The sequence below is a fragment of the Kribbella sp. NBC_00709 genome, from assembly GCF_036226565.1.
Lineage (GTDB): Bacteria > Actinomycetota > Actinomycetes > Propionibacteriales > Kribbellaceae > Kribbella.
In genome coordinates, this window is sequence record NZ_CP108996.1 from 4,745,624 (window position 1) to 4,769,196 (window position 23,573).

Here is a 23,573-nt window from a genome sequence, read left to right on the forward strand (position 1 = left end):
AACTTTGAGGATGCGTACAGACCACGGGCTGCGGGTGGTGCGGCTGGGGTTGATCGGAGCCGGCCGGATCGGCACGATGCATGCTGGCAACATCGCGCGGCATGTGCCCGGCACCGAGCTGGTAGCGGTCGCCGACACCAGGCCGGAGGCGGCACAGCGACTGGCGGCGCGGTACGACGCCCAACCCCTGACCGTCGACGAGCTGCTGAAGGATCCCGAGCTCGACGGCGTGGTGATCACCTCGCTCGCGGTCGCCCATCCGGAGCTGATCGTGCGCGCGGCCGAGGCCGGCAAGGCGGTCTGGTGCGAGAAGCCCGCCTCGCTGACGCTGGCGGAGCTGGATCAGGCGATCGCCGCGACGGACCGTGCGGGCGTCCCGTTCCAGGTCGGCTTCAACCGTCGGTTCGCGAAGGACTTCGCGGCGGCGCACCGGACGATCGCGAACGGCGGTATCGGGACGCCGCGGCTGATGCGCTCGATCACCCGCGATCCCGGCCGTCCGGGCGGCCTGCCGTACGCCGACCGGATTCCGCAGTGGACGATCTTCCGCGAGACGCTGATCCACGACTTCGACACGCTGCTCTGGCTCAATCCCGGTGCCCGGCCGGTCGAGGTGTTCACGACGGCGGATGCGCTGGTGGAGCCGCAGTACAAGGACAACGGGTTCCTCGACACCGCGGTCGTGGTGATCACGTTCGACAACGGCGCGATCGCGACGGCGGAGGCGAACTTCTCGTCGTACTACGGGTACGACGTCCGCGGCGAGGTGTTCGGCAGTGAAGGCATGGTCGTCGCCGGTCAGCTCGCCGGTAGCGCGCTGCTGCATTACAACGTGGACGGAGTACACCAGCAGACGCTGCGGAGTGACGAGGAGATGTTCCACGACGCGTACGTGCAGGAGCTCGCTGACTTCGCGGACGTGGTGCGGACGAACGGCGTACCGCCGGTGACCGGGCAGGACGCTCGGAACGCGTTGCAGGTCGCACTGGCGGCGATGGCGTCGTACGAGGAGCATCGTCCGGTGCGTGTCGAGGACATTCGATGATGTGATCAAATCCGGGTGGTGGGTCGACGGAATCGGGTCCAGCCTTCAGGATGTGCCCATGAGTACCGTCCAGATCCAGGTCGATCGGAACAGCCGGACGCCGTTGCACGTGCAGCTGGCGCAGCAGCTCGAAGCGGCCATCCAGGGCGGTGAACTGCCGGTCGGGTCCCGGCTGAGCAACGAGGTGGACCTCGCCGAGGCGTACGGGCTCAGCCGGCCCACCGTGCGGCAGGCGATCGCGCGCCTGGTCGACCAGGGCCTGCTCGTCCGCAAACGCGGCGTCGGCACCCAGGTGGTCGGAAACTCCGGTCAGGTCCGCCGCTCGCTCGAACTGACCAGCCTGTACGACGACCTCGCGGCCGCGCGCCGCAAGCCCGAAACCGAGGTACTGCGGTTCGGGATCTCGCCTGCGACCGCAGAGGTGGCCACTGCACTGCAGTGCGAGCAGGGCGACCGAGTGCTGCGCCTGGAGCGACTCCGCCGCGCAGATGGCGAGCCGCTGGCCCTGATGCGCAACTGGCTGCCGCCGGACCTCCTCGAGACCGACCCGACCACGCTGGCCGAGCGAGGGCTCTACCAACTGCTGCGGGCCGAGGGCGTCCGGCTCAAGGTCGCGCACCAGACCATCTCCGCCATCCCGGCAACACCCGAGCAGTCACGGCTGCTGGCAGAGGAGCCGGGCTCACCGCTTCTCGCGACCACTCGCATCACGTACGACGACCACGGCCAACCGGTCGAGTACGGCGCTCACCTGTACCGCGCGAGCAGGTACTCCTTCGAACACACCCTGGTGCACCGCTAAGACACACGCGGCGGGTACACCCACTGGTTGCTGCGAGCGATCTGGGTCAGCTGTGCGATCGACAGGATCGGAGCAGGCCGGCTGTGCTCCACGCCCTGGTCTCTCGGTGCGTTGTAGTTGCTGATGCTGATCTGTCGCCCGTCCGGGTAGAACTGCTCCACAGTGGTCACCGTGATGCCGCCGGGGTTGGCATCTGGATAGAGCGGCCGGTTGGCGTACGCGACGTACACGGAGCCGTCCGGCTGGACGGTGCAGGCGCCGGCGGGGGATCCGTTGCAGTTGGTGTTCGGCTGCGCGGTCATCATGTCCACCGTGAGCAGTCCGGCGCCATTGCCGTCGTCCAACACCACGGACAGGGTGCCGTCGGCGGAGGTAGTGGCGTTCGCGCGGTGGAGGCTCTTGGGCAGTAGTGCGGCCAGAGTCTCCGCAGGACTCATCTTGGCCAACCGCGTCGAGTGGTGTGCACTCGGCGGACCGGCCGGCTGAACAGCAGGCGCTGCTCCGTGCTCCAGCAGTTGGGTGCTGCCGACGATGATGCCGACAGTCGCCAGTACGGCGGCTGCGCTGGACAGGCCGGCCAGCGCGGTCCGGCGACGGCGCAGGACCTTGCCGCGACGGATGCCCCGGGCAACCAGCTCGGGAGTGGCCGGCTGGAGGTCCTCGGTGGCCCGGCGCATCAGGTCGGGGAGGCTGTCGTGAAGGTTGGTCATGGTGCTCCCAGCTCAATGTGCGGTCAGGTGGACGGCCTCGTCGCCGAGGACGGCCCGAAGGCGGCCGAGCGCGCGCGACGTACGCGTCCTGATCGCACCGGTGTTCTTACCGAGGTCCTGCGCGACCTGCTCCGTGCTGCGGTCCTCGAAGTACCGCAGGACCAGCACTGCACGGTCCAGCGGGGACAGCTCTTCCAGCGCCTGCAGCAGGGACAGGCGCAGTTCGTGGTCGCCGGGGTAGTCCACGCGGTCGGGGGTCCGCTCCACCGGGCGCTCGGTGGAGCTGCGGCGCCGCCGCTGGGAGATGTACGTCCGCGCCAGCACGGTCTGGGCGTACGCCGCCGGGTTGTCGGCCTGCTCCACCCGCCGCCAGGCCCGGTACAGCTTGGCCAGCGTCTCCTGGACCAGGTCCTCGGCCGCGTGATGCTCGCCGGCCAACAGCCAGGCCGACCGGTACAGCTGTGGTGTTCGCGCTCTCGCGAACTCCTCGAAGTCCTGTGTAGACCGTGTCAAAGCACCCTCCCGAGGTCCCCTACACCCGGTTCGACGCCGCGAGTCCGCGTTCTGTTACCGCTGAATTGCAACAAGCTGCAATCTTCTGGACCGGCGGTGAGGCGATGGATACGGTGAGTGAGCCTTCGGCATGTCACGGTTGTCCACAGGGCGCCTGATGCGAGTGGCGCCGGGTGCCCCGCGGTTGAAAGGATGGTCGCGCATGGTGACCGCGCGGTCACCAGACGGGACATACACGGGGAGATCGATGACAGCGGACAGACTCGACGCGCACCGATCCGGCTGGGACGGTGCCATCGAGCTGATCGACGCCCAGGTCCGTGACGTCGTCCGCCGCGAAGGTATCGACCCGCTCCGCGACCCCGCCGCGGTGGACGCGATCGTCGCCCTCGTCGTGAAGGAGTACGACGAGCGCAGCCTGACCGGTGTGGTCCCGCCGATCGGCGACGTGGAGGCGGTCAGCCGTGAGGTGCACGACCGGGTCGCGGGCTTCGGGCCGCTGCAGCGCTACCTGGACGACCCCAGCGTCGAGGAGATCTGGATCAACGAGCCGAGCCGGGTGTTCATCGCCCGCGAAGGCCGGCACGAGCTGACCACGACGGTGCTGACCGAGGAGGAGGTCAGCGACCTGGTCGAGCGGATGCTGAAGACCACCGGTCGCCGGATCGACGTGTCGCAGCCGTTCACCGACGCCCGGCTGCCGGACGGGAGCCGGGTGCACATCGTCCTCGGCGGCATCACCCAGCGGTATGCGGCGATCAACATCCGCAAGTTCACCGTCCGCGCGACCCGGTTGGCCGACCTGGTCCAGCTGGGCTCGCTGACGCCGCACGCGGCCGCGGTGCTCGAGGCATCCGTTGCCGTCGGCCTCAATGTGCTGGTCTCCGGCGGCACCCAGGCAGGCAAGACCACGATGCTGAACGCGCTGGCCGGCTCGATCCCGGGCAGCGAGCGGGTGATCAGCTGCGAGGAGGTCTTCGAGATCAAGCTGCCGATCCCCGATTGGGTCTCGATGCAGACCAGGCAGGCCGGTCTGGAGGGCACCGGCGAGGTCCGGCTGCGGGACCTGGTCAAGGAGTCGCTGCGGATGCGGCCGTCCCGGCTGATCGTCGGCGAGGTGCGCGGCGAGGAGTGCCTCGACCTGCTCCTCGCGCTGAACAGCGGCCTGCCCGGCATGTGCACGATCCATGCGAACTCCGCCCGCGAGGCGCTCACCAAGATGTGCACACTCCCGCTGCTGGCCGGTGAGAACATCGGCTCCCGGTTCGTGCTGCCGACGGTGGCGGGCTGCGTCGACATCGTCGTACACCTGGGGATCGCGGCGGACGGGCATCGGCGGGTGCGGGAGATCGTCGCGGTCACCGGGCGGGTCGAGGAGCAGGCGATCGAGACCGAGTCGCTGTTCGTCACGTACGACGGGTATCTACGCCGGGCCGAGGGGCATCTGCCGCACGCGGAGCGGTTCCAGCAGGCCGGGTACAACGTGGCCGGGCTGCTCACCGAGCTGCCGCGGAGCGTGGGCTGATGGGACTTCTGATCGGGTTGTTCTTCGGGGTCGGCCTGCTGCTGATCATCGCGGCGTTCGTGGCGCCGTCCGAAGCGGTGGCCGGCACGGACGGCCGGCTGCGCGGGAAGAGCCGGGAGTTGCTTGCGAGTGCAGGGATCGAAGGGCTGACGCCAGGCGCGTTCATCGGCGCCTGCGTGATCACCGGGCTGGCCGGCTTCTTGCTGATGTTCCTGGTGTCCAAGGCGTTGCCGATCGGTGCGGTGTTCGGGTTGATGGCGGGCTGGCTGCCGATCGCGCTGGTGCGGGCCAGGGGTCGTCGGCGGCTGGCCGAGTTCCGTGAGTTGTGGCCGGACGTGGTGGACAACGTCGCGTCGGCCGTTCGGGCTGGGCTGTCGTTGTCGGAGGCGTTGGCCCAGGTGGGTGAGCGGGGTCCGTTGCCGCTGCGGGAGCCGTTCCGGCGGTTCGGTGCGGACTACGCATCGACGGGCCGGTTCGCCGAATCGCTGGACCGGTTGAAGGCGCGGCTGGCCGACCCGGTGGGTGACCGTGTGGTCGAGGCGCTGCGGATCGCGCGCGAGGTCGGCGGCGGCGATCTGGGCCGGCTGTTGCGGTCGCTGTCGTCGTTCCTGCGCGACGATGCGCGGACCCGGTCCGAGCTCGAGTCCCGGCAGTCGTGGTCGATCAACGGGGCTCGGGTCGCGGTGGCCGCGCCGTGGCTGGTGCTGGCGTTGCTGTCGTTCCAAGGCGACGTGATCCAGCGGTACAACACCCCGATGGGCGCGCTGATCATCGGCGCGGGTGCCGTCATCTGCGTGCTCGCGTACCGGTTGATGCTGCGGATCGGCCGGTTGCCCGAGCCGGAGCGGGTGCTGCGATGAATCCGATGCTGCTCGGTGGTTTCCTCGGCGCGTTGCTCGGCGCGGGCCTGCTGGTCGTCGTACTGCGGTTGCCGTTCCTGCGCAAACCCACGGTGGACGAGCGGATCTCGCCGTACCTGCGGGATCTCGGGGCGCCGGACGTGTTCGTCGGCGTGGTGGACTCGCGGTCGCCGTTCTACGCGATCCTGCGGCTGTTCGGGCCGTCGCTGCGGTCCGCGGCGGCCAGGCTGGAGCGGATCCTCGGCGGGGCGAACACGATCCGCCGGCGGATGCAGCGGGCCGGGATCGAGCGGACCGTGGAGGAGTTCCGGATCGAGCAGCTGCTCTGGGGGACGCTCGCGTTCGGCGCCGGTCTGGTGATCTCGATCGTCTCGGTCGCGCTCGGCCTGGGCAACCCGGTCGGCATGATGGTGTTCTGCCTGATTCTCGGTGTCCTCGGAGTGCTTGCCCGAGACACCTATCTGACCTCACAGGTGCGCCGGCGTGAGCGTCGGCTGCTGGCCGAGTTGCCGACCGTGGCCGAGCTGCTGGCGTTGTCGGTCGCGGCCGGCGAAGGTCCCGCGGCCGCGCTCGACCGGGTGACGCGATCCTGCCGGGGCGACCTGGCCGACGAACTGAAACGTGTCCTGGCGGAGACCAGGGCGGGGGAGACACTGGTCCGCGCGCTCGACGCGCTCGCGGACCGGACCGGGTTGCTGGCGTTGTCGCGCTTCGCGGACGGGCTGGCGGTGGCGCTCGAGCGCGGCACCCCGCTGGCCGACGTACTGCGGGCACAGGCCGGCGACATCCGGGAAGCGGGGCGCCGCGAGCTGATCGAGTCCGGTGCGCGCCGCGAAGTAGCCATGATGGTGCCGGTGATCTTCCTGGTCCTCCCGGTGACCATCGCCTTCGCCTTCTACCCGGGCGCTGTCGGAATCCGGCTGATCGCCGGATGAATCGAGGAGAGGTCATGTCCCTACACCTGACGAGACTGTTCGTGGCGTTGCTGCTCAAGCCACGCCCGGCGCGCAAGGAGCGCGGCGACGTCCCCGGCTGGGTGCTGATCACCGTGATGACGGCCGGCCTGGTCGTCGCGATCTGGCAACTCGCCGGCCCCGCGCTCGCCAAGATGCTCCAGGACGCGCTGAACTCCGTCTCCAACAAGTGATCCGTCCGCGCGACGAGCGGGGCGCGGCCGTTGTCGACTTCGTCCTGGTCTCGATGCTCGTGGTGCCGCTGTTCCTCGGGATCCTGCAGGTCGGCCTGTTCCTGTACGTGCGCAACACCGTGACCGCCGCGGCCTCCGAGGGCGCGCAGTACGCGGCCGTGCTCAACCGGCAGCCGGCCGACGGCGAGGCGCGCACCCGCGAGCTGATCGGCGGCGTCGTGCGGGACCAGTTGATCGACTCGGTGTCAGCGGAGGAGACCGACATCGACGGGCAGCCCGGGGTCGAGGTCACCGTCCATGCGCACATGCCGCCGCTCGGGCTGTGGGGACCAGGTATCTCGTTCAGCGTCGAAGGGCACGCGGTCAAGGAGACCGGCGAATGAGGCGCCGGCGCGACGAGCGCGGGAGTGCGGTCGTCGAGTTCTCCTGGCTGGCGATCCTGCTGATGGTCCCGTTGGTGTACGTGATGCTCGGCGTGTTCGACGTACAACGGGCGTCGTACGGCGCGACCGCGGCGACCCGCGCCGCCGGGCGGGCGTTCGTCATCGTGCCGGACGGGGTGTCCGAGGACGAGGCGCGAGCGCGCGCGTTCGACGCCGCTCGGCTGGCGATGAAGGACCAGGGGATGGAGCTCGGCTCCGACGACCTCACGATCACCTGTGACCCGGTCTGTCTGCAGCCGGGGTCGACGGTGACCGTCACCCTCGACACCCAGGTCCGGCTGCCGCTGACCCCCGACGCGCTCGGCGGCGAACCACCGGCGATCCACATCAGTGCCTCGCACACCGAGGCGTTCGGCGACTACCGCGAAGCCAAGGGCAGCGGATGAGCCGGCGAATGAGGCGGGGGATGAGGCGGGGTGACGACGGGCAGATGACCGTTCTCATCATCGGGTTCACCGCGATCATCCTGCTGATGATCGTGGTGGTGACCGACATCTCGAAGGTCTTCCTGGTCCGCCGCGACCTCGACGCGACCGCCGACGGTGCGGTGCTCGCGGCAGCCAACGGTCTCGCCGCGGTCTACGCCCAGCCCGGCGCGGGCAGCAACGCGGTGATCGACCCGGACCAGGCTGCCCGCCTGACCGCGGACTACCTCAACGAAGTTGCCGCCAGCAACAGATTCGACGGCCTCGACTGGTCGGTGGACGTCGAAGGCACCACAGTCACCGTCCGCCTCACCTCCATCACCGACCTCCCCTTCCATCCCCCCGGCTTCCCCACCTCGTCCGACCTCGCCGCTGAAGCCGCCGCCATCGTCCCGATCCGCTGACTCACCTCAGACCTGTGCGCGGTTCCCGGACCACCTGACGGGGGTTTGAACAGGTTCTGGTGGGCGGAGACAGGTTATTTCCTGTTCACACCCGACAGGACATGTCCACGCCCCCGACTTGTGGCCGGTCCCGGATCGGTGCGCTCCGGCTCGGCGGGTGCACCAGCGGGGCAGGTCACGCGACAGGTCAGGTGAAGAGGCCTGGGTTGTCGATGAGCCAGGTAGTCCACGTGCGGGCGGTGTGGGTGGTGAGGAGTTCGACGCCGGGCTCGATCGGTTGGGGCTTGCCGACGCGGGATGCCCAGTAGGCGAGGAGCGTCTCGCGCTGGCCCTCGTCGCGCATGCGCATCTCGGCACGGGCCTCGTCGGGGGTGAGGTCGACCGCCTCGATCGGTACGCCGGTGGTCGTGGTGACGAGGCTGATCTGGTGACGGCGGGTCATGGACTCCGGGCCGGTCAGCGGATAGCCCCGGCCGTCATGTCCGTTGCCAGGGCCGTCGAGGAGGATGCGGAGCGCCGCATCGGCGATGTCCAGTTCATGGATCGGCGCCTCCTCCGCATCGAGGTACGGCAGCCGGATCTGGCCGGTCGCGCGAACCTGATGCGCCCAGTACTTCGCGTTGCTCATGAACGCACCGGGCTGCAGGCGAGTGGTCGCATACGACCCGTCGGTGATGACCTGCTCGGTCTTCGCATGCGGATCGTCCGGGCCCCCGAGCGAGGACAGCGACGAGAGCAGCACGACCTGTTTCACACCGGCGGCTTCGGCCGCGGCCGCGAAGGCAGGCGCCGTTGACGGGTCGGAGTACAAGAAGACCTGGCTGATGTCTCGCAGGGCGGGCGCGGGGTCGGCGGGGTCGTAGCCGACGGCCGACGGGAGGGCGGACGGTTCGCGGCTGGCGACCCGGACGTCCCGTCCGGCCGCGATCAGGCCTGCGGTGACGGCGCGGGCGATCGCGCCGCGGCCGCCGGTGACAAGAACAGTCATTGGATATGCTCCAAAATTGTAGTTACTACATAATTGGAATCAGTAAAGCAGATGCCCTACCCTCGGTGCAATGGAGCTCGGGCGACGGGAACGCAAGAAGCAGCAGACGAAGGACGCCATCTCGGACGTGGCCACCCGGCTGTTCCTCGAGCGCGGCTTCGACGCGGTCACCGTCGCGGAGGTCGCGCGCGCGGCCGACGTCGCCGTACAGACGGTGTTCAACCACTTCCCGGCGAAGGAGGACCTGTTCTTCGACGAGGTGGGCTGGTGGCTGGGGCCGGCTCGTGCGATCCGGGCGGCGCCGGCGGATGCGGATCCGATCGACGTCCTGGAGGCGCATTACCTGGCCGGCACCCGGGATCGGTTCGCGGTCGGGCATCTGGCGACCTGGAAGCAGTTCGTCCGTACGATCGAGAACAGTCCCGCCTTGGAGGCCCGTCGACGGTTGCAGGCCGCGGAACTGGAGACCACGCTCACCGAGGCCCTCGACGAACGGACCCCCGATCACCTGCGCAACCGGCTGATCGCCGCTCAGTACGCCGCCGCGCAGAAGGTGCTCGAAGAGGAGTTGATGCGCGTCCTTGTCGATGACGCTTCGCCCGAGCAGCTCGCCGCCGCTCAGACCGAGCTCGAGCAGGCGATCACCGAGATCTTCACTGTTCTTCGTCGTGGTCTCGCCTGAGGTACGCTGTTTCGTTGTGGCTGGCCTGGATTTTGACGCGGAGCTGAAGCAGCTCGACGTGACGTTGACCTCGATCGAGAAGGTGCTGGATCTCCCTGCCCTGCGCAAGGAGATCGATGAGCTCGGCGAGGTGGTTGCCGCGCCCGACCTGTGGGACGACCAGGCGAACGCGCAGAAGGTGACGTCGCGGCTGTCCAGCCTGCAGTCCGACGTGGACCGGGTGACCGCGCTGCGCAGCCGGCTCGAGGATCTCGGCACACTGATCGAGCTGGGCCGTGAGGAGAACGACGCCGACAGCATGGCCGAGGCGGAGAAGGATCTCGGCCCGCTGGGCAAGGCGATCCAGTCCCTCGAGGTCCGCACACTGCTGTCCGGTGAGTACGACGAGCGCGAGGCCCTGGTGACGATCCGCTCCGGCGCGGGCGGTGTGGACGCCGCGGACTTCGCCGAGATGCTGCAGCGGATGTACCTGCGCTGGGCCGAGCGGCACGGCTACCCGACCGAGGTCTACGACACGTCGTACGCCGAAGAGGCCGGGCTGAAGTCGACGACGTTCGGCGTCAAGGCGCCGTACGCGTACGGCACGCTGAGCGTGGAGTCCGGTACGCACCGGCTGGTGCGAATCTCGCCGTTCGACAACCAAGGTCGCCGGCAGACCTCGTTCGCGGCGGTCGAGGTGGTCCCGGTGCTCGAGCAGACCGACGAGATCGACGTACCGGAAGAAGAGTTGCGGATCGACGTGTACCGGTCGTCCGGTCCGGGCGGTCAGAGCGTCAACACGACCGACTCCGCGGTCCGGATCACGCACATCCCGACCGGCACCGTGGTCTCCTGCCAGAACGAGAAGTCCCAGCTGCAGAACAAGGCCAGCGCGATGGTCATCCTGAAGGCCAAGCTGCTCGCGCTGAAGAAGGCCGAGGAGCGGGCCCAGATCGACGCGCTGCGCGGTGACGTCCAGGGTTCCTGGGGCGACCAGATGCGGTCGTACGTCCTGCACCCGTACCAGATGGTGAAGGACCTGCGGACGCAGTACGAGTCCGGGAACACGTCCGGTGTGTTCGACGGTGAGATCGACGAGTTCATCGAGGCCGGCATCCGCTGGCGCCGTACCGGCCACACGGTTGCCGACCAAAACTGAGCTTCGCGCCGACTGCGGCAACTGTGTCGGCCTGTGCTGCATCGCGCTGACTTTCACGAAGTCGGCGGATTTCGCGCTGGACAAACCCGCGGGTGAGCCGTGCCCGAATCTCAGCGACGACTTCCGGTGCACCATCCACAAAGACCTGCGCAGCAAGGGTTTTCAGGGCTGCACGGTGTACGACTGCTTCGGCGCCGGGCAGGAGATCACCAAGCGCGGGCAGTCCGCGCCTGAGATGTTCGCGGCGCTACCGATCCTCCGCCAGCTGCACGAGCTCCTCTGGTACCTGGCCGAAGTCCTCGAGTACGACGAGACCGCGCGCGAGGCCATTGCCCGCATCGAGAACGTCAGCCGTACGCCGGACCTCACCACCGTCGACGTGAACGCCGAGCGCGCAGTCGTCAACGAACTGCTCCTCAAGACCAGCCAACGCATCCGCGGGAAACAGCCCAAGAAGAAGGACCGCCGCGGCGCCGACCTCATCGGAGCCCGGCTGCGCGGCGCTGACCTGGCCAAAGCCAACCTGCGTGGCGCATACCTGATCGGCGCTGATCTCCGTGAGGCCGACCTCCGCCAGGCCGACCTCATCGGCGCGGACCTGAGAGACACGGACCTGCGCGGCGCCGACCTGAGGGGTGCCTTGTTCCTTACCCAGTCTCAGGTCAACGCCGCCCGTGGCGACCGCTCGACCAAACTCCCGGACGCGGTTACGCGCCCTTCCCACTGGACCGCAGCTGGTGCGTGACCGGGGTCATCAGCAGGGAGATCGCCGTGATGGCCAGGGCTACTGCAGCCAGTGCGCCGCCTTGGCCCCAGGAGCTGCCGGCCAAGGACAGGTACGCCGTGCCGACGGTGGCCGCACCTAGCGCGAGACAGGTCTGCTGGCTGGTGAGCAGGATGCCGCTACCGAGACCTGCTTGTGTTGCAGGCACCTGACCGAGCACCACGCCCATCAGCGGCACCATGACCAGGCCGGAGCCGAAGCCTGCGATCAGCATCGGTACGGCGAGCTTCAGCGGGTTCACGTCCGGCCACAGGGTGAGGGCCGCGACCGCGAGTACGGCGTACCCGACGCCCTGGATGATCCAGCCGCGCACGATCAGGCCGGCGCCGTACCGGACCTGCAGACGCGGACCGTAGATCGAGGTGATCAGGAACCCGACCGCCATCGGCAGCAGGCTCAGACCGCCTTCCAGTGGGGACATGTGCGCCTCGCCCTGAGTGGCGAGTGCGAACACGAACATGAAGCCACCGAACGTGGTGAAGAACGCCACCGCCAGCAGCAGGCCGATCCGCATCGCCCGCAACCGCAGCACTGTCGGAGGGATCAGCGGAGACCGACCCGACTGCTCGGACCGGTGCTGGTGTAGGCCGAGCGCCACCACCGCCGGAATCGTCGCTGCGAGGCACAGCCAGGTCCAGAGCGGCCAGCCGAGCGGCCTGCCCTCGGTGAGCGGCAGGAGCAGGAGCACCAGGGTCAGCGCCAGCAGTGCGGCGCCGACGAGGTCGACGCGCTGTGCCTTGCTGGCCTTGGTCTCCGGGATCAGCCGGATCGCAGCAGCCACACCCACAACGCCGACCGGCACGTTGACGAGGAACACGGCCCGCCAGCCGAGGTCGAACACGTTCGCCTCGACCAGTACGCCGCCGAGAATCTGACCGAACGCCGCAGCCGCACCGCCCGCCACGCCGTACATGGCCATGGCGCGGGCGCGGTGCTCACCGGTCAGCAAGCTGGTGATCGTTGCCAGCACCTGTGGGGTGACTGCAGCGCCGGCAGCACCCTGGACGACCCGGGCGACGAGAAGGACGCCGATGCTCGGGGCGATGGCGCAGATCAGCGACATCACGGTGAAGCCGATCAGACCCATGAGGAACAGGCGTTTGCGGCCGAACGTGTCGCCGAGGCGACCGCCGACCACGAGCAGGGTGGCGACGGCGATGCCGTAGCTGCCGACCACCAGTTGAAGCTCGCCGGACGTGGCGTGCAGGTCGGAGCCGATCGCGGGCAGTGCGACGTTGATGACGAAGAAGGAGAGCATCGGCAGGAAGGCGCCGAAGATGAGAGTTGTGAGAGCCACCGGCTTCAGCGGCACCGCGGCGGCCTGCGGCCGGGCGGGGGCACCGGTGGTAGCGGCCTGGAGCTGGTCTGTCATGCGTCCAGCCTGAAGGCGCTCGGAGCCTGGTGGTGAGAGCCTGGTTATCCTATTACTCGCAGCACCTGGCACCAGGATCGATCTGTGCCCATGATGGAACCATGACCACTGTCCCAGCCGCCACCGACAGAACCGTGACCGCCCAGCGGCGAGAGCTCGGGGTGTTCCTGCGCAGCCGGCGGGAGCGGATCCGGCCGGACGAGGTCGGGTTCGCGCCGGGCGGCCGCCGGCGTACGCCGGGACTGCGCCGGGAGGAGGTCGCGCTGCTCGCCGGGGTCGGCGTGACCTGGTACACCTGGCTCGAGCAAGGCCGCGACATCAACGTGTCCGCGCAGGTCCTGGACGCGATCGCGACGGCGCTGCGGTTCGACCGGCAGGAGCGCAACCACCTGTACCGGCTGGCCGGTCTCCGGCTCGGCCCGTCCCAGGGCGCGTGCTCGGCGTTGCCGTCGTCGGTCCAGAAGACGCTCGACGCGGTCTCGCCGTACCCGGCGCTGGTGCTGAACACGCGGTACGACATCCTGGCGTTCAACGACGCGTACTGCAAAGTGGTTCTCGACCTCAACGAAGTGCCGGTCGAGGAGCGGAACCTGCTCTGGCTGAATTTCGTCTCCCACGACTGGATGTGCAGCTTCGTCGATGCGGAGCTGACCAGGCACCACATGGTCGCGGCGTTCCGCGCAGCGTCCGGCGAGCACGTCGGCGAAGCGCCATGGCAGGACCTGATCCAGAGCCTGTTGAACAGGTCGCCGTACTTCGCAGAGCTCTGGGAGCGGTACGACGTGGCGGCGCCGAGCACGCGGACGAAGATGCTGGAGATCGACGGGTACGGCATCCTCCGGATCGAGCCGGTCAACCTGTGGCTGTCGCCGCTCGGGCCGATCCGGGCGACCATCTACACGGCCCTCGACGAGGAAACCGAGGCCAAGCTCCGCCAGATCGTCGACGTACCGTCCGCCGAACCTGTCTTGAGCTGATCAGGCGGTGTCGCGGTCGGGCCAGGCGGATTTCAGGGTGTCGAGCGTGACCGCGATCGCCGGGCGGCGCGAGGTGGTCGTCCGCCAGACGGCGTAGAGGCGGCGGCTCGGGGCCGGCTGCAAGGGTACGACGACCACGCCGTCCGGGACCGGGCCGCGGCCGAGGCGTGGGAGCAGACCGATACCGATGCCGCGGGCAAGCATCGCGAGCTGGGTCTGGTACTCCGCGACGGAGTACGCGACGTCCGGCTCGACGCCGGCGCGGCGCATCGTCCGGACCAACCATTCGTGGCAGATCGAACCGGTCGGCTGGCAGATCCAGCGTTCGCCGACCAGGTCCTCCGCGCGGACGAACTCCTTACCTGCAAGGCGATGCGACGCCGGCACCAGCACGTCGGCCGGATCCGAGCCGAGCTTCACCCGCGACAACCCCTCCGGCAGGCCGAGCGGTGTGTTGTGCCAGTCGTGGACGATCGCCACGTCGATCTCGCCCCGATTGACCGCCGCCACGGCCTCGAACGGATCGGTCTCTTTCACGCGAATATCCAGCGCGTCGTGCTCGTGGAGCAGTCGAGTCAGCGCGGCCGGCAGCAGTCCGCGGGCAGCGGTCGGAAACGCCGCGATGCTGAGTGTCCCGATCGCCTGCCCGCGCTGCTCGTCCAGTGTCAGCTCGGCGTCCTCGACCAGTTCCAGAATCCGCGCGGCCGTCGACGCCAGCTGCTGAGCCGCGTCGGTCAGCACGATCCCGCGCCCTTGCCGCTCGATCAGCGTCGTCCGCGTCTCGCGCTCCAGCTTCGCCAGCTGCTGCGACACCGCGGACGGCGTGTAGCCGAGCGCCTCGGCCGCCCGGTTGACCGATCCGTACTGCGCGACCGCGTGCAGTGCACGGAGCCGGCCGAGATCGATCATGTAGCGCTCCTACATCGAAGGCAGTAGAAATCGGTGCTGGTCCTTAAGTGTACCGTCACCCAGACTGGACGGTATGAAGCCTCGTGACCTGCTCCTCGCCCTCGCCGTCGTCGTTGTCTGGGGCATCAACTTCGTCATCATCGAGGTCGGCCTGGAGGGCATGCCGCCGCTCCTGCTGTCTGCGCTCCGGTTTTTCTTCGCCGCCGTACCGGCGATCTTCGTGCTCGGCAAACCCCGCGTGCCCTGGCGGTACGTCGTCGGCGTCGGCCTCGCGCTCGGGGTGGCGAAGTTCGGCCTGCTGTTCATCGCGATGGATCACGGCGTACCGGCCGGGCTGTCGTCGCTGGTGCTGCAGGCGCAGGTGATCTTCACGGTCCTGTTCGCGATCGCCGTACTGCGGGAGCGGCCGCGGCCGGCCCAGCTCGCCGGCATCGTGATCGCCTGTATCGGGATCGCGCTGATCGTGCTCGACCGCAAGCTCTCGGCCCCGGTCGGCGCCCTGGTGCTGGTGATCGTCGCGGCCGGCTTCTGGGGTGTGTCCAACACGATCACCCGGTACGCCAAGCCGCCGGACACGCTGCGCTTCATGGTCTGGGTCAGCGCGGTCGCCGTCGTACCGCTGCTGATCCTGTCGCTGCTCACCGAGGGACCACGCGCGGACGTCGACGCGCTCCGCGACATCGACCTCAGCGGCATCGGCTCGATCGCGTACCTCGCCTTCGCGGCCACCCTGTTCGGCTTCGGCGTCTGGGGTTACCTGCTCCGGCAGTACGACGCCAGCACGGTCGCGCCCTTCTCGCTGCTGGTGCCGATCGTCGGGATGTCCGCCGCGTGGGTACTGCGGGGCGAGGCGGTCGGACTGCAGCAGGGGATCGCCGCGGTGCTCGTGATCGGCGGCATGGCCTGCACGGTCATCCGGCGCCGGACCCCGCGAGTGGCGGAGTCCAGCGACCCGGAGCTGACTTCAGTCGCCTGACCCGACCGGCGCCGGGACCGGCATCGGCGGCATCTGCCAGCCGCGCGCGAGCGACGACGCGTACGCCGGGCTGCCGCCGGCGAAGTACTCGGTGAACTTCATGATCAGCGGATCCCAGCGCAGCGGGTCGATGTAGCGGTCGTTGCTCATCAGCAGGTCCTCGCGAACATGGACCCGCTCGACCTTCATCTCCAAGGCGCACAGGTGCGAGTCCGGCCCGCCGATCCCGTTGATCGCCACGATCCGGCCCTCGAGGTTGATCGGGCTCTCGGCGACGGAGTCCAGGCCGGACAGCTCGCTCGGCTCGCGCGTGAGCCCGCCGGCCGCGAACTTGTCCGGCTCGTACCGGTACCCGCGCGCCCGCTTCGCGTCGGACATCTCCTGCGACCCGGTCAGCAAGGCGATCCGGTCGAGTGCGGCGACCATGTCCGGCTCGACCAGGTTGAGGACGATCTCCGGCCGCTCGACGAGGTTCTTCACGGTCTGCGCGCTCGTCCCCATCCCGAGCATCGCGGTGTACCCGAGCCACCACGCCGACGACATCGGTGCGAGGTTCGTGCTCCCGTCCGGGTTGAGTGAGCTGATCAGGACAACCGGCGTACCGAAGTACAGAACCTTGGGCTCCACAGTTCGCTTCATACGTAGGGAACGGTGCGGGGCGCGGACGTGTGAGGGTGGTGGTGCGGATCCCCAGGCCATCACAATCGCCGGCTCCTGGCCGTCGTACGCGGGGCCGCGCCACGATCGGGCGATTGTGATGGCCTGGAGATCCGCGCGACATCCACCGGCGTGGCAGTGTGGAGGTATGGACGCCGACGTGGTGCGCGCAGTGAACGACCTCACCAGCCGCTGGGCCCGGAGCCTGCCGGCGGGCAACACCGTTGTGTCCGGGCTCGGGCTGTGGCCGCTGCTCGCCCTGCTGGCCTCTGGCGCGGACGAGCCCGGACGAAGCGAGCTCGCCGCGGCCGCGGGGGTGGACGCGGCGACCGGTTCGACCGACGCGGTCCGGCTGATCGAGGCGATCGAAGGATCCGCCGACCTGCACGCCGCGCTCGGAGTCTGGGTGAGCGAGCAGCTGAAGCTCGCGGAGTCGTTCGATGCCGTGATGCCTGCGCCGCTCGTCGGCATGCTGACCGGCAACCCGTCCGTGGACAAGCCGAAGCTCGACGCGTGGGCCGCCGAGCACACCGACGACCTGATCCGGGAGATGCCGCTCGAGATCGATTCCGACGTACTCCTCGTGCTCGCGTCGGCCCTGTTGCTGCGCACCACCTGGGTCCGCCCCTTCACTGAGCAGGTGCGTCACGTGCCGAACGGCCCGTGGGCAGGTTCGTGGCACTGGCTGGAGCGCGTCGACTCCGACTTGGATGCCGTGCGGCGGTATGAGCATCCGTCGGCCGCGTGGCTCACCGTCGCCACGGTGGCAGGCGACGCCGATGTAGACGTGCTGCTCGGGATCGCGCAGCCGCAGACCCAGCAGGCCGACGTGCTCGCCGGACTGCTGGACGCCGTCGCTCAACCTGACGGTGGCGTGTCAGGCCGGGCATTGATCGACCAGGGGGAGCCCGGGTCCGAGGTTGCGCCAGGGGTGCGGATCGGGCAGACGACTTCGGCGCGGCCGGATCTGAAGGTCGCGTTGCCGTCGTTCAGGGTCGAGGTCGAGCACGATCTGCTGCAGTCGCAGGAGTTGTTCGGGTTGACCACCGTCACCTCGGACCCCGGTGATCACGGGCACTTCAGCGCGCTCAGTCCGACGCCGCTGCGGCTCGGGCAGGCGAAGCAGAAGGTACTCGCGCGGTTCTTCGCGACCGGGTTCGAGGCCGCGGCGGTGACCGCGATGGCGATGACCCGCGCCGCGATGATCACCACGAAGCAGCGCCGGCTCGACGTTGCGCTGGACCGGCCGTTCGCGTTCACCGCCGTACTGCGGGAATCGCGGCTGCCGATCGTCGCCGGCTGGGTCGCGACGCCTACTGAGCCGGGGGACTGACCGCGGGATTGAACAGCCGGTTGAGCAGCGCGGACGCCTCGTCGACGCCCGCGCGGTCGCCGGTCAGCAACAGATCGAACAGCAGGCCGCGGGACGCCGCCAGACCGAGCCGCGCGTACGCCGGTGCTTCGTCCGCCGGGAGACCCGCGCGGAGGCAGAGCTCGATCAACGGCGGCAGCCAGACGTTGATCAGGTCCGCCTTCAGGGACTCGGTATGCGGCAGGTCCTGCATCGCGTGCGCGCTGAGCTCGAAGAACAGCGGGCCGTAGATCAGCGCTGCCTCGGTCACCCGGCGCCAGAACAGCTCGTTCTGCTCGGCGACCGGGAGGTCGGTCGCGAGCACCTCGGCCAGCAGGTCGCGCTGCTGCTGCTCGACCGTGCGGACCACCTCGGCGAGCAGCCCTTCGCGCGAGCCGAAGTGGTAGATCAGCATCCGGTGACTGCTGCCGACCGAGGTGGCGATACTGCGCAGGCTGGCGTCGCCGATCCCGTTCTTCGCGAAATGCTCGACGGCGTCAGCTAGCAGGCTTTCCCGACTCACTGACTTCCTTCAGTTTCTGGGTCTCGGTGGCGATGTAGCGCTTGGTCAGGCCCGCGTACAGCCTGCCGAAGAGCCAGCCGAGGGGACCTTCCTGGATGATCGTCGCGGTCGCCACCGTACCTTCCGGCGTCCTGATCACCCGGTGGCCACCGGTGGTCCTGATCCCGGGGGCCTTCGAGGTCCATTCGAAGTACTCGCCGTCCTTGAGCTCGGTCACCTCCCAGACGGCGACCGGGAGCTTGGGCTGGCGGATCCGGGTGCGGGCGCCGATGTGGATCCGGCCCGCGTCGAGCCGCTCCACGGAGTCGACGGTCGGGGTCCACTCGGGCCACCGCTCGACGTCACTGAAAACCTCCCAGACCCGCTCTGGCGAAGCCTGGATCGTGCTGGAATGATCGAAGCGCATGTACCAAATGGTACATCAGGTCTGTGTGAGGCTTCGACGGGCGGTCTGCCTGCCCGCCACCGGCGGCAGGTAGGGTCTTGGGCCATGGCTGACCAGAACGTCCCCCCGAACGTGGAGAACGAGCAGGACCCGGGTGCGAACACGCAGATGTTCCGCGCCTTCGTCAACGAGGGTGCGACCGAGACAACCCGTGATCCCAAGATCAACGGCCGCGTGCTCGCCGTCATCGGTGCCGCCGTGCTGCTGATCGCGGTGATCGCCGCCATCGCCGTTCTCTGACCGAACTGTCTTGACCGCTCTGCCCGTCGAGGTCGTCCACGTCTTCACCGACCCGGACGGCCGGTTCGGCAACCCCCTGGGCATCGTCGACGGCAGCCTCGTCGCACCCATGGACCGGCAGCGAGTCGCCGCCGAGCTCGGCTACAGCGAGACCGTGTACGTCGACGACGCCGCGACCGGCACGCTCCGCATCTACTCCGCCACCGGCGAGATGCCCTTCGCGGGCCATCCCACCGTCGGCGCCGCCGCCTGGCTCCACGCCACCGGCCACCCGGTCGACACCCTCCACGTCCCCGCCGGCGCCATCCCCGTCACCCGCAGCGACGACCTCTTCTCCGTCCGCGCCGACACCACCTGGGGCAGCACCTGGGAGTGGCACCACCTCGACTCACCCGAGGCAGTCCTCGCCGCGGACCCCACGTTGTACGACGCCGGCCACACCTACCTGTGGTCCTGGCAGGACGAGCCCCGCGGCATCATCCGAGCCCGAGCCTTCGCCCCCGCCATGGGCGTCACCGAAGACGAGGCCACCGGCTCCGCCGTCACCCAGCTGACCGCCCAACTGGCCCGCGACCTCCACGTCCTCCAGGGCGTCGGCTCCCACCTCTACACCACCCACGAACCCCCGACCCACGCCACCGCAGGCGGCCGCGTCCGGATCAGGAGCCGCCGCACCATCACGATCTGACCCCGATCCCGGCATCCGTTGACGGTTGGTACGCAACGGATAGAGCATGGGGGCTCGGCTACCCGGGGAGGTCCTTGTGGCGGAGGTTGTCAGGGCGGCGCTTGTCCAGACGTCGTGGACGGGTGACAAAGAGTCCATGATCAAGGCGCACGAGGACTATGCGCGGCAGGCGGCCGCGGCCGGTGCGAAAGTGATCTGTTTCCAGGAGCTGTTCTACGGGCCGTACTTCTGTCAGAAGCAGGACGCCGAGTACTACGAGTACGCCGAGTCCGTGCCGGGACCGACGACCGAGCGGTTCGCCGCGCTGGCGCAGGAGCTCGGGATGGTGATGGTGCTCCCGATGTACGAGCAGGAGCAGCCGGGTGTGCTGTACAACACCGCGGCCGTGATCGATGCCGACGGCACCTACCTGGGCAAGTACCGGAAGAACCACATCCCGCAGGTGAAGGGCTTCTGGGAGAAGTTCTACTTCCGTCCGGGCAACCTCGGGTACCCGATCTTCGACACTGCGGTCGGGCGGATCGGCGTGTACATCTGCTACGACCGGCACTTCCCGGAGGGCTGGCGGGCGCTCGGCCTGGCCGGCGCCAAGATCGTCTTCAACCCGTCCGCGACGAGTCGTGGACTCTCGGCGTACCTGTGGAAGCTGGAGCAGCCCGCGAGTGCGGTCGCGAACGAGTACTTCATCGGGGCGATCAACCGGGTCGGCATCGAGTCCGAGTTCGGCGACAACGACTTCTACGGCACGTCGTACTTCGTCGACCCGGAAGGCAAGTTCGTCGGCGACGTCGGGCATGACCACGATCCGGAACTGGTCGTCCGCGACCTGGACCTCGGCCTGCTGGACACGGTCCGGGACCGCTGGCAGTTCTACCGTGACCGCCGCCCCGACGCGTACGGCGACCTGACCAAACCGTAGAACCGCAACCGCTCAAAGGGGAGTGGCCTGGATGTCTTTGCTGGTCAAGGGTGGAACTGTCGTCGGACCGACCGGGACCCGGGTCGCGGACGTGCTGGTCGAGGGCGAGAAGATCGTCGCCGTGCTCGACCCGTCGTTCACGCCGGCGATCACCGCCAACGAGGTGATCGATGCCTCCGGCAAGTATGTGATCCCGGGCGGGATCGACGCGCACACGCACATGGAGATGCCGTTCGGTGGTACGTCGGCCAGCGACACGTTCGACACCGGCACCCGCGCCGCGGCGTACGGCGGGACCACGACGATCATCGACTTCGCGATCCAGCGCACCGGCGAGGTGGTGCAGGACGGACTCGCGGCGTGGCATGCCAAGACCGAGGGCGAGTGCCACATCGACTACGCGTTCCACATGATCCTCGGCGGCGTCGACACCGACGCGCTGAAGGCGATGGACCAGCTGGTCGCCGACGAGGGCATCACCAGCTTCAAGCTGTTCATGGCCTACCCGGGCGTCTTCTACTCCGACGACGGCCAGATCCTGCGGGCGATGCAGACCGCGCGGGCGAACGGCGCGATGATCATGATGCACGCGGAGAACGGCATCGCGATCGACGTCCTCGTCCAGCAGGCGCTGGAACGCGGCGAGACCGACCCGATCTACCACGGCATCACGCGTCCCGCCGCGTTGGAGGCGGAGGCCACCAACCGCGCCATCGCGCTGGCCGAGGTCGCGCAGGACTGCCCGCTGTACATCGTCCACCTGTCCGCGAGTCAGGCGCTGGCCAAGGTCGCCGAGGCCCGGGATCTCGGTCGCAACGTGTTCGCGGAGACGTGCCCGCAGTACCTCTATCTGACCTTGGAGGACCAGCTCGGGGCGCCCGGGTTCGAAGGCGCCAAGTGGGTCTGCTCGACGCCGCTGCGGAGCAAGCACGAGTCGCACGCTCGCGACCTGTGGAAGGGCCTCAGGAGCAACGATCTGGCGATCGTGTCGACCGACCACTGCCCGTTCTGCATGAAGGATCAGAAGGAAATGGGGATCGGCGACTTCTCCAAGATCCCGAACGGCATCGGCGGGGTCGAGCATCGCGTCGACCTGATCTTCCAGGGCGTTGTCGACGGCAACATCTCGCTCGAGCGCTGGGTGGAGACGATCGCGACCACCCCGGCCCGGATGTTCGGGCTGTATCCGCAGAAGGGGATCGTCCAGCCGGGCTCCGACGCCGACCTGGTGATCTACGACCCGAACGGTACGACGCGGATCGGGGTCGAGACGCACCACATGAACATGGACTACTCGGCGTACGAAGGGGTCGAGATCCAGGGCCGGGTGGGCACAGTGATCTCCCGTGGCGAGGTGATCGTGGCCGACGGCAACTACCATGGCCGCAAGGGCCGCGGCAAGTTCCTCAAGCGCGGCCTGTCGTCTTATCTGATCTAGGTTGAGTCTGATGGTCACACGCCTACTGCGCGGCACTCGGCACGGCACCTCGCCGCCCTGAGCACCTGCTCGCTACGGCGTGTGACCATCAGACTCAACCTAAGGGGGAGACCGTGGACTTCGGTGTGGTGTTCCAGTGTGATCCGCCCGCGTCCACGGTCGTGGAGCTGGCCCGGAAGGCGGAGGACGCCGGGTTCGACTACGTGTGGACGTTCGACTCGCATCTGCTGTGGCAGGAGCCGTTCGTCATCTACAGCCAGATCCTGGCGAGCACCCAGCGGGTGATCGTCGGTCCGATGGTGACGAACCCGGGCACGCGGGACTGGACCGTGATCGCGTCCCAGTTCGCCACGCTGAACGAGATGTTCGGGAACCGGACGATCTGCGGGATCGGCCGCGGCGACTCCGCGCTGCGGACGCTCGGCGCGAAGCCGGGCACGATCGCCGAGATGAAGCAGTGCGTCGAGGTGGTCCGGGCCCTGGCCCGCGGTGAGACGGTCGAGTACCGCGGCCAGCAGCTGAAGTTCGCCTGGGTCGACAACGGGGCCCTCGACGTCTGGGTCGCGGCGTACGGCCCGCGCGCGTTGGCCGCGACCGGGGAAGTCGGTGACGGCTACATCCTGCAGCTGGCGGATCCCGACATCGCCGACTGGATGATCACCGCGGTACGGCGGGCTGCCGAGCAGGCGGGCCGCGATCCGATGGCGATCAAGTTCTGCGTCGCGGCGCCGGCGTACGTCGGGGACGACCTGGAGCACCAGCGCGAGCAGACCCGCTGGTTCGGCGGGATGGTCGGCAACCATGTCGCCGACATCGTGGAGCGCTACGGATCGAGTGGCGCCGTACCGCAGGCCCTCACCGACTACATCGAGGGCCGCAAAAGCTACGACTACGCGGAACACGGCCGCGCCGGCAACACCCACACCGCTTTCGTCCCCGACGAGGTCGTCGACCGCTTCTGCATCCTCGGCCCGGTAGAGAACCACCTCACCCGCCTCAACGAACTGAAAGCCCTCGGCGTAGACCAGTTCGCCCTCTACCTCCAACACGACGCCAAGGAAGAAACCCTCGCCGCCTACGGCAAGGACATCATCCCCACCTTCTGAGCCGCGCGGGCCAGTTGTTGGCCTGGGGGTGTCGCGGTGTAGACGGTTGCGGGTGGGTAGTCCTCGGTGACGGTTCGGGTGATCAGGCCGGATGACTCGAGGTCCTTCAGGGTCAGCGTCAGGGCGCGGGGCGTCACGTCCGGTAGGGCGCGACGGATCTCGGAGAAGCGCCGTTCGTCGACCAGCAGCGTGAGCGTTGGGAGTGACCACTTCTTCAACCCCACGTCGGTCACGCCCAGATCCGCCAGCAGCTCCGTGAGTACCGCGGCGAACGCGCCGAGCTGTGGATCGGTCAACAGGTACTCCGGTCGCAGCGGATGCCCCTTGCCCGGATTGCGCTGGATCAGCCCGCTCTCGGTCAGGAATGCCAGCGTCCGCCGCAGCGACTCGCGGCTCACGCCCAAGGTGTGGCTGAGGTTCACGAACCGCCCGCCGTGGCCGCGGTGCAACTCGGCCAGCACCGGGACGGCCCAACGGAAATGAACCAGGCGGGCAAGCGTTGACAC

The 23,573-nt window shown here is 68.6% G+C and carries 29 protein-coding genes; 20 read left to right on the top strand and 9 right to left on the bottom strand.

The genetic code is table 11. The features are described from left to right. Positions 1-10: 10 nt before the first annotated feature. Positions 11-1,045, top strand: coding sequence for a Gfo/Idh/MocA family oxidoreductase (locus OHA18_RS23295; RefSeq protein ID WP_328997386.1), 1,035 nt, complete (start codon positions 11-13; stop codon positions 1,043-1,045). A 58-nt stretch (positions 1,046-1,103) separates the two neighbouring features. After that, complete coding sequence (locus OHA18_RS23300; RefSeq protein ID WP_328997387.1) at positions 1,104-1,847, top strand: GntR family transcriptional regulator; 744 nt, start codon at positions 1,104-1,106, stop codon at positions 1,845-1,847. Here OHA18_RS23300 and OHA18_RS23305 read toward each other — a convergent pair. After that, a complete protein-coding gene (locus tag OHA18_RS23305; RefSeq protein ID WP_328997388.1) occupies positions 1,844-2,557 on the bottom strand; it encodes a hypothetical protein in 714 nt (237 codons plus the stop codon). The genes OHA18_RS23300 and OHA18_RS23305 overlap by 4 nt on opposite strands. 12 nt (positions 2,558-2,569) lie before the next feature. Next, complete coding sequence (locus tag OHA18_RS23310; RefSeq protein ID WP_328997389.1) at positions 2,570-3,070, bottom strand: SigE family RNA polymerase sigma factor; 501 nt, start codon at positions 3,068-3,070, stop codon at positions 2,570-2,572. A gap of 247 nt (positions 3,071-3,317) precedes the next feature. On the opposite strand from OHA18_RS23310, the gene OHA18_RS23315 reads away from it, so the two are divergent. Genes OHA18_RS23315 through OHA18_RS23345 form a run of 7 tightly spaced genes read left to right on the top strand, consistent with a single transcriptional unit; the run spans position 3,318 to position 7,874 of the window. After that, positions 3,318-4,595, top strand: coding sequence for a CpaF family protein (locus OHA18_RS23315; RefSeq protein ID WP_328997390.1), 1,278 nt, complete (start codon positions 3,318-3,320; stop codon positions 4,593-4,595). Further along, positions 4,595-5,455 (top strand): type II secretion system F family protein, encoded by an 861-nt coding sequence (locus OHA18_RS23320; protein WP_328997391.1) that lies wholly within the window; start codon positions 4,595-4,597, stop codon positions 5,453-5,455. The genes OHA18_RS23315 and OHA18_RS23320 overlap by 1 nt, the downstream gene beginning before the upstream one ends. Continuing rightward, on the top strand, positions 5,452-6,390 hold the full coding sequence (locus OHA18_RS23325; protein ID WP_328997392.1) for a type II secretion system F family protein: 939 nt from the start codon (positions 5,452-5,454) through the stop codon (positions 6,388-6,390). The genes OHA18_RS23320 and OHA18_RS23325 overlap by 4 nt, the downstream gene beginning before the upstream one ends. Positions 6,391-6,404: 14 nt before the next feature. Next, entirely contained in the window at positions 6,405-6,602 is a 198-nt protein-coding gene (locus OHA18_RS23330) for a hypothetical protein (protein ID WP_328997393.1), read from the top strand. Then, the gene (locus OHA18_RS23335) at positions 6,599-6,985 is read left to right on the top strand and encodes a TadE/TadG family type IV pilus assembly protein (RefSeq protein WP_328997394.1); all 387 of its coding nucleotides are present in this window, start codon (positions 6,599-6,601) and stop codon (positions 6,983-6,985) included. The genes OHA18_RS23330 and OHA18_RS23335 overlap by 4 nt, the downstream gene beginning before the upstream one ends. Then, the gene (locus OHA18_RS23340) at positions 6,982-7,431 is read left to right on the top strand and encodes a TadE/TadG family type IV pilus assembly protein (protein ID WP_328997395.1); all 450 of its coding nucleotides are present in this window, start codon (positions 6,982-6,984) and stop codon (positions 7,429-7,431) included. Before OHA18_RS23335 ends, OHA18_RS23340 begins: the two co-directional genes overlap by 4 nt. Positions 7,432-7,475: 44 nt before the next feature. Next, positions 7,476-7,874, top strand: coding sequence for a pilus assembly protein TadG-related protein (locus OHA18_RS23345; RefSeq protein WP_328997396.1), 399 nt, complete (start codon positions 7,476-7,478; stop codon positions 7,872-7,874). A 187-nt stretch (positions 7,875-8,061) separates the two neighbouring features. Here the strand turns inward: OHA18_RS23345 and OHA18_RS23350 are convergent, their stop codons facing one another. After that, on the bottom strand, positions 8,062-8,862 hold the full coding sequence (locus OHA18_RS23350; RefSeq protein WP_328997397.1) for an SDR family oxidoreductase: 801 nt from the start codon (positions 8,860-8,862) through the stop codon (positions 8,062-8,064). A 70-nt stretch (positions 8,863-8,932) separates the two neighbouring features. On the opposite strand from OHA18_RS23350, the gene OHA18_RS23355 reads away from it, so the two are divergent. Genes OHA18_RS23355 through OHA18_RS23365 form a run of 3 tightly spaced genes read left to right on the top strand, consistent with a single transcriptional unit; the run spans position 8,933 to position 11,427 of the window. Next, on the top strand, positions 8,933-9,544 hold the full coding sequence (locus OHA18_RS23355; protein WP_328997398.1) for a TetR/AcrR family transcriptional regulator: 612 nt from the start codon (positions 8,933-8,935) through the stop codon (positions 9,542-9,544). A gap of 16 nt (positions 9,545-9,560) precedes the next feature. Then, positions 9,561-10,682 carry a peptide chain release factor 2 gene (gene prfB, locus OHA18_RS23360; RefSeq protein ID WP_328997399.1) on the top strand — a complete coding sequence of 374 codons (1,122 nt, stop codon included), beginning with the start codon at positions 9,561-9,563 and terminating at the stop codon, positions 10,680-10,682. Beyond that, positions 10,666-11,427 (top strand): pentapeptide repeat-containing protein, encoded by a 762-nt coding sequence (locus tag OHA18_RS23365; protein WP_328997400.1) that lies wholly within the window; start codon positions 10,666-10,668, stop codon positions 11,425-11,427. Before prfB ends, OHA18_RS23365 begins: the two co-directional genes overlap by 17 nt. On the opposite strand, the gene OHA18_RS23370 is transcribed toward OHA18_RS23365, so the two are convergent. Beyond that, positions 11,390-12,838 carry an MFS transporter gene (locus tag OHA18_RS23370; protein ID WP_328997401.1) on the bottom strand — a complete coding sequence of 483 codons (1,449 nt, stop codon included), beginning with the start codon at positions 12,836-12,838 and terminating at the stop codon, positions 11,390-11,392. The genes OHA18_RS23365 and OHA18_RS23370 overlap by 38 nt on opposite strands. A 101-nt stretch (positions 12,839-12,939) precedes the next feature. On the opposite strand from OHA18_RS23370, the gene OHA18_RS23375 reads away from it, so the two are divergent. Next, complete coding sequence (locus tag OHA18_RS23375) at positions 12,940-13,815, top strand: helix-turn-helix transcriptional regulator (RefSeq protein ID WP_328997402.1); 876 nt, start codon at positions 12,940-12,942, stop codon at positions 13,813-13,815. Here the strand turns inward: OHA18_RS23375 and OHA18_RS23380 are convergent, their stop codons facing one another. After that, positions 13,816-14,724 (bottom strand): LysR family transcriptional regulator, encoded by a 909-nt coding sequence (locus OHA18_RS23380; protein WP_328997403.1) that lies wholly within the window; start codon positions 14,722-14,724, stop codon positions 13,816-13,818. A 73-nt stretch (positions 14,725-14,797) separates the two neighbouring features. On the opposite strand from OHA18_RS23380, the gene OHA18_RS23385 reads away from it, so the two are divergent. Then, the gene (locus tag OHA18_RS23385) at positions 14,798-15,700 is read left to right on the top strand and encodes an EamA family transporter (protein ID WP_328997404.1); all 903 of its coding nucleotides are present in this window, start codon (positions 14,798-14,800) and stop codon (positions 15,698-15,700) included. Here OHA18_RS23385 and OHA18_RS23390 read toward each other — a convergent pair. Beyond that, a complete protein-coding gene (locus OHA18_RS23390) occupies positions 15,689-16,339 on the bottom strand; it encodes a flavin reductase family protein (protein WP_328997405.1) in 651 nt (216 codons plus the stop codon). The two genes, OHA18_RS23385 and OHA18_RS23390, sit on opposite strands and share 12 nt — an antisense overlap. 166 nt (positions 16,340-16,505) lie before the next feature. On the opposite strand from OHA18_RS23390, the gene OHA18_RS23395 reads away from it, so the two are divergent. Then, positions 16,506-17,690, top strand: a complete 1,185-nt coding sequence (locus OHA18_RS23395) for a serpin family protein (RefSeq protein WP_328997406.1) — start codon at positions 16,506-16,508, stop codon at positions 17,688-17,690. On the opposite strand, the gene OHA18_RS23400 is transcribed toward OHA18_RS23395, so the two are convergent. Next, entirely contained in the window at positions 17,671-18,231 is a 561-nt protein-coding gene (locus OHA18_RS23400; RefSeq protein ID WP_328997407.1) for a TetR/AcrR family transcriptional regulator, read from the bottom strand. The two genes, OHA18_RS23395 and OHA18_RS23400, sit on opposite strands and share 20 nt — an antisense overlap. Further along, a complete protein-coding gene (locus OHA18_RS23405; protein WP_328997408.1) occupies positions 18,206-18,637 on the bottom strand; it encodes an SRPBCC family protein in 432 nt (143 codons plus the stop codon). The genes OHA18_RS23400 and OHA18_RS23405 overlap by 26 nt, the downstream gene beginning before the upstream one ends. A gap of 84 nt (positions 18,638-18,721) precedes the next feature. On the opposite strand from OHA18_RS23405, the gene OHA18_RS23410 reads away from it, so the two are divergent. The 5 genes from OHA18_RS23410 (at position 18,722) to OHA18_RS23430 (ending at position 23,067) form a co-directional block, all read left to right on the top strand. Beyond that, complete coding sequence (locus OHA18_RS23410; RefSeq protein WP_328997409.1) at positions 18,722-18,916, top strand: hypothetical protein; 195 nt, start codon at positions 18,722-18,724, stop codon at positions 18,914-18,916. A gap of 10 nt (positions 18,917-18,926) precedes the next feature. Next, a complete protein-coding gene (locus OHA18_RS23415) occupies positions 18,927-19,604 on the top strand; it encodes a PhzF family phenazine biosynthesis protein (RefSeq protein WP_328997410.1) in 678 nt (225 codons plus the stop codon). Positions 19,605-19,650: 46 nt separating this feature from the next. Further along, positions 19,651-20,523 carry a nitrilase-related carbon-nitrogen hydrolase gene (locus OHA18_RS23420; RefSeq protein ID WP_442914326.1) on the top strand — a complete coding sequence of 291 codons (873 nt, stop codon included), beginning with the start codon at positions 19,651-19,653 and terminating at the stop codon, positions 20,521-20,523. Positions 20,524-20,554: 31 nt separating this feature from the next. Continuing rightward, entirely contained in the window at positions 20,555-21,961 is a 1,407-nt protein-coding gene (gene hydA, locus OHA18_RS23425) for a dihydropyrimidinase (protein ID WP_328997412.1), read from the top strand. A gap of 113 nt (positions 21,962-22,074) precedes the next feature. Beyond that, the gene (locus OHA18_RS23430) at positions 22,075-23,067 is read left to right on the top strand and encodes a TIGR03842 family LLM class F420-dependent oxidoreductase (RefSeq protein WP_328997413.1); all 993 of its coding nucleotides are present in this window, start codon (positions 22,075-22,077) and stop codon (positions 23,065-23,067) included. On the opposite strand, the gene OHA18_RS23435 is transcribed toward OHA18_RS23430, so the two are convergent. Then, on the bottom strand, positions 23,037-23,573 hold the full coding sequence (locus OHA18_RS23435) for a winged helix-turn-helix transcriptional regulator (RefSeq protein WP_328997414.1): 537 nt from the start codon (positions 23,571-23,573) through the stop codon (positions 23,037-23,039). The two genes, OHA18_RS23430 and OHA18_RS23435, sit on opposite strands and share 31 nt — an antisense overlap.

Coding starts and splice junctions, on each gene's coding strand:
- OHA18_RS23385 (WP_328997404.1), top strand. CDS start 14,798: ATGAAGCCTCGTGACCTGCTCCTCGCCCTCGCCGTCGTCGTTGTCTGG.
- OHA18_RS23395 (WP_328997406.1), top strand. CDS start 16,506: ATGGACGCCGACGTGGTGCGCGCAGTGAACGACCTCACCAGCCGCTGG.
- OHA18_RS23295 (WP_328997386.1), top strand. CDS start 11: ATGCGTACAGACCACGGGCTGCGGGTGGTGCGGCTGGGGTTGATCGGA.
- OHA18_RS23375 (WP_328997402.1), top strand. CDS start 12,940: ATGACCACTGTCCCAGCCGCCACCGACAGAACCGTGACCGCCCAGCGG.
- OHA18_RS23370 (WP_328997401.1), bottom strand. CDS start 12,838: ATGACAGACCAGCTCCAGGCCGCTACCACCGGTGCCCCCGCCCGGCCG.
- OHA18_RS23305 (WP_328997388.1), bottom strand. CDS start 2,557: ATGACCAACCTTCACGACAGCCTCCCCGACCTGATGCGCCGGGCCACC.
- OHA18_RS23330 (WP_328997393.1), top strand. CDS start 6,405: ATGTCCCTACACCTGACGAGACTGTTCGTGGCGTTGCTGCTCAAGCCA.
- OHA18_RS23325 (WP_328997392.1), top strand. CDS start 5,452: ATGAATCCGATGCTGCTCGGTGGTTTCCTCGGCGCGTTGCTCGGCGCG.
- OHA18_RS23390 (WP_328997405.1), bottom strand. CDS start 16,339: ATGAAGCGAACTGTGGAGCCCAAGGTTCTGTACTTCGGTACGCCGGTT.
- OHA18_RS23405 (WP_328997408.1), bottom strand. CDS start 18,637: ATGCGCTTCGATCATTCCAGCACGATCCAGGCTTCGCCAGAGCGGGTC.
- OHA18_RS23300 (WP_328997387.1), top strand. CDS start 1,104: ATGAGTACCGTCCAGATCCAGGTCGATCGGAACAGCCGGACGCCGTTG.
- OHA18_RS23340 (WP_328997395.1), top strand. CDS start 6,982: ATGAGGCGCCGGCGCGACGAGCGCGGGAGTGCGGTCGTCGAGTTCTCC.
- OHA18_RS23380 (WP_328997403.1), bottom strand. CDS start 14,724: ATGATCGATCTCGGCCGGCTCCGTGCACTGCACGCGGTCGCGCAGTAC.
- OHA18_RS23345 (WP_328997396.1), top strand. CDS start 7,476: ATGACCGTTCTCATCATCGGGTTCACCGCGATCATCCTGCTGATGATC.
- OHA18_RS23410 (WP_328997409.1), top strand. CDS start 18,722: ATGGCTGACCAGAACGTCCCCCCGAACGTGGAGAACGAGCAGGACCCG.
- OHA18_RS23320 (WP_328997391.1), top strand. CDS start 4,595: ATGGGACTTCTGATCGGGTTGTTCTTCGGGGTCGGCCTGCTGCTGATC.
- OHA18_RS23350 (WP_328997397.1), bottom strand. CDS start 8,862: ATGACTGTTCTTGTCACCGGCGGCCGCGGCGCGATCGCCCGCGCCGTC.
- OHA18_RS23315 (WP_328997390.1), top strand. CDS start 3,318: ATGACAGCGGACAGACTCGACGCGCACCGATCCGGCTGGGACGGTGCC.
- OHA18_RS23355 (WP_328997398.1), top strand. CDS start 8,933: ATGGAGCTCGGGCGACGGGAACGCAAGAAGCAGCAGACGAAGGACGCC.
- hydA (WP_328997412.1), top strand. CDS start 20,555: ATGTCTTTGCTGGTCAAGGGTGGAACTGTCGTCGGACCGACCGGGACC.
- OHA18_RS23420 (WP_442914326.1), top strand. CDS start 19,651: ATGGGGGCTCGGCTACCCGGGGAGGTCCTTGTGGCGGAGGTTGTCAGG.